Origin of the sequence: Stenotrophomonas sp. TEPEL (assembly GCF_004348785.1) — a bacterium.
Lineage (GTDB): Bacteria > Pseudomonadota > Gammaproteobacteria > Xanthomonadales > Xanthomonadaceae > Stenotrophomonas > Stenotrophomonas indicatrix.
Genome location: NZ_QQXJ01000001.1, coordinates 1,956,326 through 1,970,871 on the forward strand (window position 1 = coordinate 1,956,326; position 14,546 = coordinate 1,970,871).

The window sequence follows — 14,546 nt, forward strand, 5'->3', positions numbered from 1 at the left end:
TTGCGGCAGTGCTCGCTTCCCAAGCCTGCTTCAGTGTGGCGTGCAGCGGGTGAAGCCGCCGCCATCGATTCACTCCGGGTCAGCCAGCGCCGCGCGCCGCCTGGCGAAGACTTCCGGCGTCTGCGGTTTCACGAACAGCGCCACCAGTTCCGGGAACTCCTGCTTCACCGCACCCTCGATGCGGGTGATGCAGGCTTCGATCTGCGGGGTGGTGCGGTCGTCCTCGAATTCGGCGCTGAGCATGGCCACCACCTGTTCCGGGCCCATCTGCATGGTGGTCACGCCATTGGCACGCCGCAGGTCCGGATCGGTCACGGCCACCGCCATGATGCGTTGGGCAACGGCCGGGTGCGCAGGCTCGCCCACCAGCAGGCCCTTGGTTTCCCGCGCCAGCAGGAACGCGGTCAGCGCCAGCACGCCGGCAATGCACAACGAGGCGACCCCATCCAGTACCGGCATCTCCAGCAACTGCGCGGCCAGCAGCCCGGCCAGGGCAAAGCCGAGGCCGAGCAGGGCGGCACTGTCCTCCAGCAACACGGTGAAGGTGGACGGGTCCTTGCTGCGGCGGAACGCTTCGAAATAGCCCAGCGTGCCCTTGCTGCGCCGGAACTCGCGCAGTGCAATCCACCAGGAGGCGCCTTCGAACACGATGGAGATGCCCAGCACGCTGTAGCTGATGGCGTGGTTGGTGGCCGGTTCCGGCTGGCGGATATGCTGGATGCCCTCATAGGCCGACACCCCGGCGCCGGCGGCAAAGACCAGCAGGGCGACGATGAAGCTCCAGAAGTACAGCTCGCGGCCGTAGCCGAACGGGTGCAGGGTGTCGGGAGCCTTCTCGGCACGGCGCAGACCGTACAGCAGCAACACCTCGTTGAGGGTATCGACCAGCGAATGCACGCCTTCGCTGAGCATCGCCGAACTGCCGGACAAGCCGGCGGCGATGAATTTGGCAACGGCGATGGCGAGGTTGCCGGCCAGTGCAGCGTAGATGACAAGGCGGGAGCCTGAGGGTGCGGCCATGTGCGGGAGGGCTGGCAGGTAGCGGGCGCTCCATCCTGCGCGGCGGAGCGTCCGCGCAGCGTGTATGCCGAGCGCGCGCGCAGCGCGGTCTGGTCAGTTCAACTGTCGCCGGCGCCCTCAGGCGGAGGCAGGATCCAGCCAGCCGAGCGCGCGCGCGCGGCGCAGGTCCTCGGGCGTATCGATATCGCAGTCCAGCCCGGGGCCAGCGCAGCGCGCAATGCCTTCGGCCTGCCGCAGCCGCCGGCCAAATCCCCCGTCTGCGGGTTGCAGTCCTGTTCCGGCAAACCAGCTGCCCGGCACCACCGCCGGCACGCCGATGGTGTCGCCCAGTACCGTGGCCGCGCAGCCGGACGGTGCAGCGGCTGCTCCGCCCAGCAGCGCGTGCAGGTGCTCCACGCGCAGCATCGGTTGATCGCAGATCACCACCAGCACCCTGGCGGCGCTGTGCACATGGGTAGCGGCCAGCGACAGGCTGCCGCCGATGCCGAGCCCAGGGTTGGGATTGCGCAGCCGCTGTGCCGGCAGGCCGTGCAGTTCTTCCTCGAAGCGGGGGTGCTGGGGCAGTACCACTACCAGCGTGTCTGGCAAGGTTTCCAGCGCCAGCCGCACGCTGCGTCGCAACAGCGTCTCTCCGCCCACGCGCAACAGTTGCTTGGGCTGCCCCAGGCGCTGGCTGCAACCGGCTGCGAGCACCACGGCCGCATGTCCGCTCATGGCGCGGCCAGGGGCGTTCCGTGCCGCCATGCCTGCAGCTGTGCGGCGATGCTCAAGGCAATCGCTTCGGGACCACGACCGCCAAGCGGCAGGCCGATCGGTGAGCGCAGGCGCGGTTCCAGCGCGCGGCGCGTGTGGCTATCCAGCACGCTGAAAAGGTCGTCCTTGCGACGGCGTGGTCCCAACAGCCCGATGAAGGGCACGCGCGAGCCTGCCAGCCGTTCGAGCGCATCACGGTCGAGCTCGAAATTGTGATGCATCACGAGTGCGGCATCGGCCACGCCCGTGGTAGCGGAAGAACAGCACGAACCAGCGGCAAGGGGCAGGTGCTCGCGCCAGCGGGGTCGCGGTTCTTCAACATGCGCGCACCAGCCCAGATGGTCCAGCAGGGGCAGCAGAAGCGTCGCCTCCGGGCCTGCTCCGTGCACGTGCACGACAGGCGACCGGTGCCACTGCAGCCGCCAGCGGTGGCTGCCGTCCAGCGGCTGCGGGGCGGCCGGGGGCAGCGTGCGGGTGAAGGTGAAGCCGGCGCAGCGGGCGTCCAACCGTCCGTCGGCCTGCAGTGCCAGGTGCAGCGTGTGCGGCCCGTGCAGCCACGCATCGAGAAGCTGTTCGATGCCGCCGAGCTGCGGCAACGGAAGCAGTGCCAGCCACTGGCGACCCCGGCATCCGGTGGCATTGCCGGAGAACAGCGCAGCGTCGTCGCGGTTGTCGATCTCCCTCCATGCGATGCGCCCGGCATCCACCGCGTTGGCGGCCTGTCGCGCCAGCTCCGGTTCCAGGCAACCGCCGCTCAGCCAGCCCACCTGTCGACCCGGTTCGAACAGTGCACAGGTGCCTGCGCGGCTGTAGCTGGACCCTTCCGTCTGCAGCACCACTGCCAACGCAGCCGCGCGGCCGGCGCGCGCCGCGTCGGCGGCGGCCTGCAGCACTGGGCGCGGGTTGCCACCGTCCAGATCCAACGGGGCAGGGTGGAGCGCACTGGTCATGCGATGTCCGGCAGGCCGGCGAGCAGCTTGTCCAGGGTCAGTGGATAGTCGCGCACGCGGATTCCGGTCGCGTTGTACACCGCGTTGGCCACTGCCGCGCTTACGCCGCACAGGCCCAGCTCGCCAACGCCCTTGGCCTTCATCGGCGACGACACCGCATCGCTTTCATCAAGGAACACCACCTCCTGGTGCGGCACGTCGGCATGTACGGGTACTTCGTAGCCGGCCAGGTCGTGATTGACGAAGAACCCCAGCCGCCGATCCACCACCAGTTCCTCCGACAGCGCTGCGCCGATGCCCATCGTCATCGCGCCGATCACCTGGCTGCGCGCGGTCTTCGGGTTGAGGATGCGGCCGGCTGCGCACACGGCCAGCATGCGGCGGATCCGGCTTTCGCCCGAGGCCACATCCACGCCCACCTCGACGAAATGCGCGGCGAAGGTGGACTGCTGGTACTTCTCCTGCAGCGTGTCGAACTCGATGCTGTCTTCGGCCACCAGCTCGCCGGCCTGAGCGGCATCGGCAAGCGCGCGGCTGCGGCCCCCTGCGGTCACCTTGCCGGCTTCGAACTGCGCTGCCGCCGGGTCCATTCCCAGCGCCTGCGCGACCTTCGTACGCAGTGCCATGCATGCGGCGTAGACGCCCGCGGTGGAGCTGTTGGCGCCCCACTGGCCACCGGAACCGGCAGCCACGGGATAACGGGAATCGCCCAGCTTGACCGTGACCTGCTGCAACGGAACGCCGAGCATTTCCGCGGCGGTCTGACCGATGATGGTGTAGCTGCCGGTGCCGATGTCGGTCATGTCGGTTTCCACGGTGACCTGGCCATCGGTGGCCAGGCGCACGCGTGCGCCGGATTTCATCACCAGATTGTTGCGGAAGCCTGCCGCCACGCCCATGCCGACCAGCCACCGTCCATCGCGCACGGCGCCCGGGGTGGCGCTGCGCCGCTGCCAGCCGAACCGTTCGGCGCCCGTGCGCAGGCACTGCACCAGCTGCCGCTGTGAAAAGGGGCGCTCGGGATTGGACGGGTCGACCTGGGTGTCGTTGCGGATACGGAATTCGATCGGGTCCAGGCCGAGCTTGATGGCCATTTCGTCCATGGCGATTTCCAGCGCCATCAATCCCGGCGTTTCGCCCGGCGCGCGCATGGCATTGCCTTCGGGCAGGTCGAGGGTGGCCAGGCGCAGTGCGGCCAAGCGGTTGGGCCCCGCATACAGCAAGCGGGTCTGCTGCACCGCTTCCTCCGGCGAGCCCCCTGGCAGGTTGCCCGACCACGATTCGTGACCGATGGCGGTCAGGCTTCCTTGCGGCGTTGCGCCCAGCCGGATGCGCTGCAGCGTGGCCGGGCGGTGCGTGGTGTTGTTGGCGATCAGCGGCCGCTGCAGGGCCACTTTCACCGGCCGCTTGGCAGCGCGTGCGGCGAGCGCGGCCAGCAGCGCATCGGAGCGCAGGAACAGCTTTCCGCCAAAGCCGCCGCCGATGTAGGGCGACACCAGCCGCACCTTGTCCTTGGCGATGCCCAAGGTGCGGGCCAGATCGGTGCGGCCCCAGTCGATCATCTGGTTGGAGGTCCACACCGTCAGCTGGTCGCCTTCCCAGGCGGCCATCGTCGCGTGCGGCTCCATCATTGCGTGCGACTGGTCCGGGGTGTGGTAGGTCGCGTCGAGCGTAACCGCCGCCTGGCTGAAGGCCTTCTCGAAATCGCCGACGCGCGCATCGGGCTCCGGTGTCTGCAGGGAAGCGCCTGCCTGCTTGGCGTCGGCCAGATCGAAGTGGCCGCGCTGCGGGGCATAGCGGATGCGGATCTGTCCGGCTGCAGCGCGGGCCTGTTCGAACGTTTCGGCCACCACCACCGCCAGTGCCTGGTGATAGTGGTGCACCTTCGGACCACCCAGCAGCGGCGCGGCGTTGCGCTTGACCGGATGCAGCGGCCCGGCGGTGTCGGCGGTGACGATGGCCAGAACGCCGGGCGAGCGCCGCGCCGCCTCCAGCTCCATGCGGGTCACGGTGCCGGTTGCAATCCCCGCGCCGACCACCACGCCATAGGCGGGGGCGGACGGGGTGGCGTCATGCCATTCGTGTGCGTAGGTGGCCTTGCCGGTGACCTTCAACGGGCCGTCGATGCGATCGTGCGGCTTGCCGACGACGGTCTGCGCATCGATCGGATTGCGGCCTGCGGGGGTGTCGAATTTCATGCCTCGGCCCTCACGTCCTGCAGGATGGACGCCAATGTGCGTTCGGCCAGCGCCAGTTTGAAGGCGTTCTGTGCGGTGGGGGCAGCACCCTGCAGCAGCACCGACATCACGGCGGCGGCGCCCTTTGGCAGGGCCGCATCGGCCGTAGCGCTGTGCCACGGCTTGTGGGCGACACCGCCAAGGGCGATCCGGCCGCTGCCGTCGGGCCGCAGGATCGCCGCTACCGACACCAGGGCGAACGCATACGATGCGCGGTCGCGCACCTTCCGGTATACGTGCACGCCACCCGGTGGCGGCGGCAGGACCACGGCGGCGATCAGCTCGCCCTTGTCCAGCACGGTGTCGATATGCGGCGTACGGCCAGGAGCGCGATACAGGGCGTCCAGCGCGATGTTCCGGCGCGATCCGTCGGCGCGGACGGTCTCCACCGATGCATCCAGCGCCATCATCGCCACCGCCATGTCGCTGGGATGGGTGGCGATGCAGTGCTCGCTGGCGCCGATCACGGCCAATTGCCGGCTGAAACCATCGCGCGCGCCGCAGCCACTGCCGGGCAACCGCTTGTTGCAGGGCTGTGCGGTGTCGTAGAAATAGGGGCAGCGGGTGCGTTGCAGCAAGTTGCCGGCGGTGGTGGCCTTGTTGCGCAGTTGACCCGATGCGCCGGACACCAGTGCGCGGGTCAGCACCGCATAGTCGCGCCGGATGCGCCGGTCGGCCGCCAGATCGGTATTGCGTACCAGCGCGCCGACGCGCAGGCCTCCCTGGCTGGTGGGCTCGATGGTGTCCAGGTCCAGCCCGTTGACGTCGATCAGGTGGGCGGGCGTCTCGATCTCCAGTTTCATCAGGTCCAGCAGGTTGGTGCCGCCGGCAATGAACCGAGCGCCCTGGGTACGCGCCGCTGCCGCTGCCGCCTCGGCGGGAGAGCGGGCGCGCTCGTAGCTGAACGCTCTCATGCGCTGGCCTCCCCGACGTCCTGGATGGCCTCGATGATGTTGGAATAGGCGCCGCACCGGCAGATGTTGCCGCTCATGCGCTCGCGCAGTTCTTCGGCGGTGAAGGCGCTGGGCGCGTCCAACGCGGCGCTGACGTGGCTCGGTATGCCCGCCTTGATTTCCTGCAGCACGGCGACGGCCGAGCAGATCTGCCCCGGGGTGCAGTAGCCGCACTGGAAACCGTCATGCTTGACGAAGGCCGCCTGCATCGCGTGCAGCCGGTCTGGCGTGCCGAGGCCTTCGATGGTGGTGATCTTCGCGCCCTGGTGCATCACCGCCAGGGTCAGGCAGGCATTGATGCGTCGGCCGTCCACCAGCACGGTGCAGGCACCGCACTGGCCGTGGTCGCAGCCCTTCTTGCTGCCGGTCAGGTGCAGGTGCTCACGCAGGGCGTCGAGCAGGGTGACGCGGGTGTCCAGCCGCAGCGATCGCGCTGTTCCGTTGACCTCGAAGTCCACCTGCATCAGTTCCGGTGCCCGTGCACCGGTCCGGTCCGGCTCCGCCGCAGCGACCACGGCAGGCAAGGCCATGGTGGTGGCCGACCCCGCGCTCAACTTCAGCAGTTCGCGGCGCGAAAGGGGAAGGTGTGACGGTGGGCTCATCGTGGCTCCTCGCTGGCTGCGGCAGGCTGGCTGGCGGTTTCAATGCCGGGACAGCATGGCGGTGCCGCGGTAGGCATGCGGTGAAGCATGACCCGGTCGCGCATTCATCCGCTGCCGGCGGCGGCGCAACCTGCGTGGCGGCCTTCAGCCATCGCCGGCCAGCGCGATCCTTACCCGCGAGGCCAGTTCGCCGATGGTGAACGGCTTGCCGATCAGGTGAACCTGCGCATCCAGCACGTTGTTGTCGACCAGTGCGTTGCGGCTGTTGCCGGTGGCGAACAGCACCTTCAGCTGCGGATGGCGCGCGCGCGCCTGCTCGGCCAGCTGCCGCCCATTGACCTCGGGCATCACCACGTCGGTAAACAGCAGCGCGACCTCTGGATGGGCCTGCAGCTGCGCCAAGGCGCTGGCGGCGCCATCTGCGGCCAGTACCCGATAGCCGAGTTCAGTGAGGGCATCGACCGAGAACGCGCGAACGGCCGCATCATCGTCCACGACCAGAATGTGCTCGCGCCCACCGTGCAGGGTCGGCGCATCGTCATCCGACGCGGCAGCGGGCATCTCGACGTCGGCCAGCAGCCGCGGCAGGTAGACCTGTACCCGCGTGCCTTTGCCGGGCGCGGAATCGAGTTTCACATGCCCGGCCGATTGCTGGACGAAGCCATACACCTGCGACAGCCCGAGCCCGGTGCCCTGGCCGACCTGCTTGGTAGTGAAGAACGGATCGAACGCGCGCGCCATCACCTCCGGCGTCATCCCGTTGCCGTCGTCGGTCACCGCGATCACAACGTAATCGCCTGCAGGCACGCCGACGTGCGCCGATGCGGTGTCGAGGTCGACGCGCTGGTTGCGGGTCTCGATCTTCAATCGGCCGCCGGAGGGCATCGCATCGCGCGCGTTGACCGCCAGGTTCAGGATCACGTTCTCCAGCTGGTTGGCGTCGGCATGGGTCCACCACAGGCCCGCGCCGAGTGCGGTTTCAAGGATGATGCTGCTGCCAAGGGAATGCACCAGCAGGTCGGTCATGCCGGCCACCAGGCGGTTGGCATCCATCGCCACGGGCTGCAGCGGTTGCTGGCGCGAGAACGCAAGCAGGCGCTGGGTCAGCTGGGCGGCGCGCTGCGCGCCATCAAGGGCCATTTCAATGTACCGGCTGGCGCGCGCGTCGCTGTCGCCCAGGCGCAGCGCCAGCAGGTCGAGCGGCCCGATCACCGTCGCCAGCATGTTGTTGAAGTCGTGGGCGATACCACCGGTCAGCTGGCCGACCGCCTCCATCTTGCGGCTCTGCCGAAGCGCCTCTTCCACCCGCAGGCGCTCGGCGACTTCGGCCCGCACACGTGCCTCCAGCTGCCCGTTCAGCTCCTGCAGGCGCGCGTCGGCGGCCTTCCGCGCGGTGATGTCGATGGCCACGCCCAGCACACGCACGCATCTGCCGAACTCGAAGATGCCGCGGCCCTTGGCGGCGACCCAGCGGACGATGCCATCCTCCTTGCCGACGGTGCGGTATTCCACGTCATAGGTCTCGCGCCGCTCGGGATCGCAGGCGGCGGCGAACGCGGCCAGGGTTGCCGCGCGGTCGTCCGGGTGCAGCCCGGCACGGAAGTCGTCCATGGTCACCGATGCACCGGCGGAGATGCCGAACATGGCCTTGGTGCGCGCCGGCCAGATCAGCACGTCCTGCACCATGTCCACGTCCCAGAACCCTTGCTCGCCTGCTTCGGTGGCCAGCCGCAGGCGCTCTTCGCTGTCGGCCAGCGCCGCTTCGGCCGCCTTCCGCCCGGAGAGATCCAGCATGGCCCCGATCATCCGCAGCGGGGTGCCAACAGCGTCGCGCAGGACCGTTCCGCGATCCAGCACCGACGCATAACTGCCATCCGCGCGCTGGAAACGGTACTCGTCCGTCCAGCCGCTGCCGTTCCCCTCGATCACGGCGTGGATGCCGTGATCGATGCGCGCGCGGTCATCGGGGTGGATGCGCTGCAGCCACCATTGCGCGGTCGTGTTCTTTTCCGTGTGGCCGAACAGGCTGGCCAGCGCTTCGTTCCAGATCACCTGGCCATCGGCGATGCGCCAATCCCAGATGGCATCGTTGGTGGCCTGTGCGGCCAGCCGGTAGCGTTCTTCGATATCACGACGCTCGGCTTCGGCGGCCTTGCGGTCGGTGATGTCCAGCGACGTACCGACCAGGCCGATCACGGCGCCATCGGCGTCGCGCAGCGGCGATTTGGTCGACAGCCACCAGGCCCGGCGACCATCGGGGAAGCTCACTTCCTCCTCCAGCTGCTCGCTGTTGCCGCTGGACATGATGCGCTCGTCGGTCGCCATCACCGACGCCGCCTGCGCGGGGTCGCCCAACAGCTCGGCATCGGTGCGCCCGATGTATTCTCCCGGCGGCAGGCCGATCAGCTCGGTGGTGCCGTGGTTGCCGATCAGCAGCCGGCCTTGCCGGTCCTTGGCATACATCACGCCCGGTGCCGCCTCCACGAACGAGCGCAGCAGCGCCTGCGCCTGGTCGCGCTCGGCCTCGACGCGCAGGCGCTCATCGATGTCGATCAGCACGCCCGGGAAACCCAGCGCACGGCCCTGTGCATCCAGATCGACCCTGCCGATGCTTTCCAGCCAGTGATAGCCGCCATCGGTGGTGCGCGCTCGGTACTGGTGGGCAAAGCGCCCGCCCGTCTGCACGGTCTGATCGATCGCCGCCGACAGCGCGGGCAGGTCATCGGGATGCACGGCGCCCAGTACGTCCTGCAGGTGCAGTTTCCGCTGCGCCATTGCCGGGTCCAGGCCGAAGGCGCGGGCCAGGGCTTCATCGACCGTGAGCTGGTCGGCCTGGACGTCCCAGAACCAGGTGCCGACGATGGCCCCGGCGGCCAGTGCCATGTTGACGCTGTCGGTGGCCCGGCTGTCGCGGGTGGCAAATGAAGGCAGGGAGGTCACGTTGATCTCGAGCGGAAAGAGGAGTGCTGCACCAGCGTGGCGGGATCAGCACGGACGAAGGGGCGCAAGTGTAGGCAGCGTCGCGTCACGGCTGCGTGGTGCCGGCGCCCGACGGGGAGCGGCTGCACTGCGGCTCCCATCCCGGCAGGGAACACCGATGTCCGCAGCAGAAGCCGGCGAGGCCTTTCGCCAGAGAGCGCTGCATGAGTGTGCCGCGGCGGTGCGCCGCTGGCGATGACGCGTGTGCAGGCTGCGCATGCAGCTGGATATCGCCTGCGGCCTGCAGCTGCGCGTGTCGCACAGCAGGTCGCTGCACGCCCCGGGGCATCGTTACAAGGCGTTGCATCGGCTCAGCGACGAGCTTGGCCGGCAGCAGAACCTGCGGCTGCTGCGCAACCTGGTGCGGGCGATGCCCGCCAGTGACGGCAAGCGCTCAGTGATGCAGCAGATCAACGGAGAGGTGGCGCCGGGCTGATTCCAGGGGCATCGGGACGTACGGCCACCTGGCGTTCCGGTTTGCTTCGAAGGCCGGGATGGTCCCAGCCCCCGAAGCGCTGGCGGAGCGTTCAATCGTCTCCGCTGCTCACCCGCGCCACCCGCTTTCGATACTCGTACACGTTGTCGCCGCGGATCCGCTTTTCCTGCGTGCCCGAGATCGAATCGATCCGGCGATCGGAGCCGGTCACCGGCTTGGCATCGATCTCGGTCTCGTGCTCGAACGAATGCGATTTGTCGGTATTGCGGTAGAAGCGGTACAGTGCCCAGTACAGCGCAGTTGCGCCGGCCGGGCCTGCGGCCAACAACCAAAGACCACTGTCATCACTCATGTGCTGGCCACCAGGAAGGCAATTGCAAGGGCTTCGATGATCGTACCTGCGGTCAGCGCCGCCAGCAGCATCTTCCACTGCTGCACCGGCACGCTGCCCATGGTTTCACCGGTCCGGCCGTTCACCGCGATGTAGTGCAGCATGCCGCCGTTCCTGCCGGGCTGGTGGTACGAATACAGCCACACCGGCAGGTACATGGCCACCCAGCGGGTGCCGTGCACTTCCAGTTGCTCCTGTTCCCAGCGCACGCCACGGTCGTAACGGCGCACCGTGCCTTCCACCTGCGCGCGGGCGATCGACAGCAGCTGGTCTTCCAGGCGCGGCCGCAGCTTTTCGACGTCCAGGTTGCGCTTTTCCGAAGTGAACCCGGCCAGGTACGAGGCGTTCCACTTCACCGCGTTCTTGGTGTCGAACGGAAGAATCGTGTTGATGATGTTGTTGGTGTTGGCGCGCGTGTCCAGGTTGCCGCGCTCGGCAGAGGATTCCAACGGCAGGTCGTCCACGGTGAAATCGACCTGGCGTTCCACCTGGTAGACATCTGCGTCGTAGTAGGTCTGCTTGTTCTTCTCGGTGCCACGGGTGTACTCGCGGGTCTTGATCTCACCCTTGCCAGCCACCGCTGCGCTGACATTGCCGTCGACGATCATGTAGGGCAGGTACACGCCCACCACGTTTTCCGGGGTGAACTGTTCCTTGAACGCCTTGAGCGCGAACATCCTGCGCTTGTCGACGAACTGGCGGATGCGCGCGACCGCATCCTCCTTCTTGATATGGAACGGCAGTACGGCGTCGGGCACCGCGCCGTTGGCGATCTGTTCGTTCACGCCGAACACATGCCGGCACCAGTGGCAGCGTGCGGTCATCGTGCTTTCGGTGTTGACCGTGACTTCGGCGCCGCAACCGGTGCACTTGAAGGTCATCAGTGCCGAGGTGTCGGCATCGATATCGCGTGCGCCCGATGCGATGACGGTGCCACGCAGCTGGTCGATGGCTTCGCCCAGCCCGAATTCCTCCTCCACCCGCGCGCCATGCCATTGGTGACGGCAGTACAGGCAGACCAGGATGTCGGTGCCCAGCTTGGGCCGTATGTCGGTGGCGCCGCACTTGGGGCAGCGGTTGAGGCCGTCTTTCAGTTCGGCCGCAGCGGTGTCGATGGCGACCGGGTCGGGTGCCTCGACCTCGTTGCGGATGGCCTCAGGCAGCTTGGAGGTATCCAGCGGGAAGCTGCCGGGCAGGGGAGGGACATCCTGCGGCGAACCGGGGCCGTCCAGCACCGCCGCCGGCAGGGGCGGGGGTGCTGAAGCGGAACCGGGCAGCGGCGGAGGCGTGTTTCTGGGATCGGACATGGTGGTTGCGCGTCCTGCGTCTTCTTACAGTCCCAGCGCCTTGGCCTTCAGCGCGTCGTAGTCGGTCTGGGTGATCAGGCCCAGGTCGAGCATTTCCTTGGCCTTCTTCAGCTTGGCCACCGGATCGTCGGCGGCAGCGGCGGCCGGGGTTGCCGGCTGCTGCAGGTTCCCCGCGCCGAACATGCCCGACGCCATGCCCACGCCGACAAGCCCGGCGGCACCGCCGTTCTCACCGGCGGACTGGATGCCTTGGGCGACGCTGGCCTGCAGGTTGGAATTGCCACGCGAGCCGGACAGCGCATCGGCGCGCTGCACGGTCTTCAGCAACTCGCGGGTGTTGGCGTCGTACTCGATCGAGACGATGGCGGTCTTGACGATGGCCAGGCCACGATCAGACTTCCACTGGTAGCCCTGTTCGACGGCGGCCGACAGGCTCTGCGCAAAGCCCAGCGAATCCTGCTGCAGCCTGGTGATGCGGTTGCCCTTGCCCGGATCGTTGGTGTACAGGCTGAACGCCGGCGCCAGCGAACCCACCACTTCATTGAACAGCTGGCTGGCAGCGGCGTTGTCCAGGTCGGTGAAGTCGAAGACCTGGCCCGGTCGCAGGTAGCTGGCCGGCACGAAGTTCTTCACGAACAGGATCGGGTCGACGATCTTCAACGTGTACGAACCACGGGTGACCGCGCCGACCTGGGTGTTGAGGAAACCGTCGTCCCAGTAGATCTCCGACTGGGTGCCGAAGCGGTTGTCCGGCAGTTCCTTCAGCGAAACAAAGAAGGCGGCCTGCTGCGAGCCCGGCTGGCCGCCGAACTTGAAGCGCTCCCAGCTCTGCTTGATGAGGGTGCTGACCAGGCCGTCGCCGGCGAAGATCGATTGCGAGTTCAGATCGTCCGAGCGCCATTCGTAGCCACCCGGCTCGGCCGCGAAGGCAGTGATCGCGCCATCCTGGAACAGCAACAGGCCGTAGCCCTCGGGCACGACGATCTTCGAACCGTTGCTGATGATGTTGGAGGAGCCGCTGGTGTTCGAACCGCGCCCGGCGTTTGTGCCCTGGGGCACCGCCGCGAACAGGGCTGCCGTGGACGGCAGGCCGGTCGGCACGGTGTAGAAGTCCTTCCACTGGTCGGCCAGCACACCGCCGACTGCACCCTTCACCGCTTGTACCAGACCCATGACCCACTCCCTGTAGTTGCCGGACAGGCACCACGCCTGTCGTGCTCGGCTGACTATAGAGGAGCGGGCTGCCCGGCCGCCAGCAGCAACGCCAGCACCCGTTCATCGACCGGCGGTCAACGCACCGACTGCGGCACCCGGCGCAACTTGCCGGTGTCGTATCCCATTGCCTTGATGCGGGCCACCGCCTGCTGGTAATCCGCCTCGCTCACCTGCGGAGTACGCGCCATGTACCAGACGTAGTCCCGCTTGCTGCGGGCCACGATGGTCTGGTTGTAGCCCTCATCCAGCCAGGCAATCAGGTATTCGGCCTGGATGGGCCAGATGAACTGCATGCCCCAGACCGCACCGTTGCCGTGTTTTTCCACACGGCCTACCGGGTGCATCGACTTCTGTGGTGACTGGAAGCTGCCCTTGCGATAGGTGAAAGTGGTCTGGATGCGGCCATCGGCCTGCAGCGCGTAGCTTTCCACGGCGTCGAAGGCCTCGCGCTCGGGCCGGGACGGAATATGGGCGATGACATACCAGTCGCCCATGAAGCGCGGCACGTCCACCTTCGGAGGCAGCGGAATGGGGCGGGTGTCGTGGCTGCTGCAGCCTGCGCCGAACAGGGCAACGGCCAGCAGCGGGAACAGCGATGCGATACGCATGAGGGCGGTCTCCTTCAACGCAGGCGGAACAGGTAGTGGGCGACCAGCCATTGCTGGCCGTCGTCGTAGCCGAACAACTCGGCGCAGGCCATCCAGAACATGCGCCAGCGCTGCCACCAGATGCGGGCGGCCGCCTCGTCGCCGTAGGTCTTCGCCAGCACCGGCAGCAGCTGCTCACGGGCGGCATCCTGGTTGGCCAGCCAATGGTTGGCCGTGCGCTGGTAGTGCGTGCCGTCCAGCAGCCAGCGCTGGTCCAGCACCAGGTCGCGCTGGAAGTGCAGCAGCGTGTCCGCTGCCGGCATCAGGCCGCCGGTGAAGAAGTGCCGGCCCATCCAGTTGTCGTCGCCCTCGGTCTCGAACGGATACATCAGCGTGCGATGGGCGAAAATGTGCACGAACAGCGCACCGTCCGGCTTCAGCCAACGGGCAATGCGGCCCAGCAGACGGTCGTAGTTGCGGACATGCTCGAACATCTCCACCGACACGCAGCGATCAAAGGCAGCGGCGGGCAGGTCCAGCTGGTTGACGTCCCGGGTGAGTACCTCGACGTTGCCGAACCCGCGCGCCTCGCACTGGGCCAGGATATGGCTGCGCTGGCTGTGCGAGTTGGACACGGCAGTGATGCGCGCGTTCGGGTAGCGCTCGGCCATCCACAGTGTCAGCGAGCCCCAGCCGCAGCCCAGCTCAAGAATGTCCTGGCCGTCGGCCAATCCGGCGCGCTGCCCGTACAGCTCCAGCATCGCGTCTTCAGCCTGGTCCAGCGTCTCGCGGCCGGTGCGGTAGTAGCAGCTGCTGTACTTCAGGCGACGCCCCAGGCAGCCCTGGAAGAAGGCGGCAGGCACTTCGTAATGCTGGCGGTTGGCCGCATCCACGTGCAGCGCCAGTGGGCTGCCAGCGAGCTCGGCGATACGGCGGCTGAAGCGCTGGGCCTGCTCCTCGACGCTGCCGCTCGACTCCTCGGCCAGGCGTTGCGCACACAGGCGGCGTATGCCCGCGCGCAGCGCTGCATCGGGCAGCCAGCCACGCTCGGCCCAGCCGGTAAGGCCGGCTTCCGTATCGGCAACCGGAGCAAGGGACGGGGTGCTGTTCATCGGG

Annotated in this window: 13 protein-coding genes; 1 reads left to right on the top strand and 12 read right to left on the bottom strand. The window is 67.8% G+C overall.

What is annotated here, in order from left to right:
* Window positions 1–69: 69 nt before the first annotated feature.
* The 7 genes from TEP_RS08815 to TEP_RS08845 form a co-directional block, all read right to left on the bottom strand.
* Window positions 70–1,020 (bottom strand): cation diffusion facilitator family transporter, encoded by a 951-nt coding sequence (locus TEP_RS08815; RefSeq protein ID WP_132825005.1) that lies wholly within the window; start codon window positions 1,018–1,020, stop codon window positions 70–72.
* A 117-nt stretch (window positions 1,021–1,137) separates the two neighbouring features.
* Window positions 1,138–1,734 carry an NTP transferase domain-containing protein gene (locus tag TEP_RS08820; protein WP_132825006.1) on the bottom strand — a complete coding sequence of 199 codons (597 nt, stop codon included), beginning with the start codon at window positions 1,732–1,734 and terminating at the stop codon, window positions 1,138–1,140.
* Window positions 1,731–2,723, bottom strand: a complete 993-nt coding sequence (locus TEP_RS08825; RefSeq protein WP_132825007.1) for an XdhC/CoxI family protein — start codon at window positions 2,721–2,723, stop codon at window positions 1,731–1,733. Before TEP_RS08825 ends, TEP_RS08820 begins: the two co-directional genes overlap by 4 nt.
* Window positions 2,720–4,921, bottom strand: coding sequence for an aldehyde oxidoreductase molybdenum-binding subunit PaoC (paoC, locus tag TEP_RS08830; protein WP_132825008.1), 2,202 nt, complete (start codon window positions 4,919–4,921; stop codon window positions 2,720–2,722). Before paoC ends, TEP_RS08825 begins: the two co-directional genes overlap by 4 nt.
* Window positions 4,918–5,874, bottom strand: coding sequence for a xanthine dehydrogenase family protein subunit M (locus TEP_RS08835; RefSeq protein WP_132825009.1), 957 nt, complete (start codon window positions 5,872–5,874; stop codon window positions 4,918–4,920). The genes paoC and TEP_RS08835 overlap by 4 nt, the downstream gene beginning before the upstream one ends.
* A complete protein-coding gene (gene paoA, locus TEP_RS08840) occupies window positions 5,871–6,515 on the bottom strand; it encodes an aldehyde dehydrogenase iron-sulfur subunit PaoA (protein WP_032974655.1) in 645 nt (214 codons plus the stop codon). The genes TEP_RS08835 and paoA overlap by 4 nt, the downstream gene beginning before the upstream one ends.
* A 144-nt stretch (window positions 6,516–6,659) precedes the next feature.
* A complete protein-coding gene (locus tag TEP_RS08845; RefSeq protein ID WP_240790664.1) occupies window positions 6,660–9,455 on the bottom strand; it encodes a PAS domain-containing protein in 2,796 nt (931 codons plus the stop codon).
* A gap of 256 nt (window positions 9,456–9,711) precedes the next feature.
* Here TEP_RS08845 and TEP_RS08850 point away from each other — a divergent pair, with 256 nt between their 5' ends.
* Complete coding sequence (locus TEP_RS08850; RefSeq protein ID WP_132825010.1) at window positions 9,712–9,930, top strand: hypothetical protein; 219 nt, start codon at window positions 9,712–9,714, stop codon at window positions 9,928–9,930.
* A 91-nt stretch (window positions 9,931–10,021) separates the two neighbouring features.
* Here TEP_RS08850 and TEP_RS08855 read toward each other — a convergent pair whose 3' ends face one another.
* From TEP_RS08855 to TEP_RS08875, 5 genes are all read right to left on the bottom strand, one after another.
* On the bottom strand, window positions 10,022–10,282 hold the full coding sequence (locus tag TEP_RS08855) for a hypothetical protein (RefSeq protein WP_117310496.1): 261 nt from the start codon (window positions 10,280–10,282) through the stop codon (window positions 10,022–10,024).
* Entirely contained in the window at window positions 10,279–11,628 is a 1,350-nt protein-coding gene (locus TEP_RS08860; RefSeq protein ID WP_132825011.1) for a TFIIB-type zinc ribbon-containing protein, read from the bottom strand. The genes TEP_RS08855 and TEP_RS08860 overlap by 4 nt, the downstream gene beginning before the upstream one ends.
* Window positions 11,629–11,652: 24 nt before the next feature.
* Window positions 11,653–12,801, bottom strand: a complete 1,149-nt coding sequence (locus TEP_RS08865) for an SPFH domain-containing protein (RefSeq protein WP_132825012.1) — start codon at window positions 12,799–12,801, stop codon at window positions 11,653–11,655.
* Between the two features lie 116 nt (window positions 12,802–12,917).
* Window positions 12,918–13,451 (bottom strand): lipocalin family protein, encoded by a 534-nt coding sequence (locus TEP_RS08870; RefSeq protein WP_132825013.1) that lies wholly within the window; start codon window positions 13,449–13,451, stop codon window positions 12,918–12,920.
* Between the two features lie 14 nt (window positions 13,452–13,465).
* Complete coding sequence (locus TEP_RS08875) at window positions 13,466–14,542, bottom strand: class I SAM-dependent methyltransferase (protein WP_132825014.1); 1,077 nt, start codon at window positions 14,540–14,542, stop codon at window positions 13,466–13,468.
* Window positions 14,543–14,546: the final 4 nt, after the last annotated feature.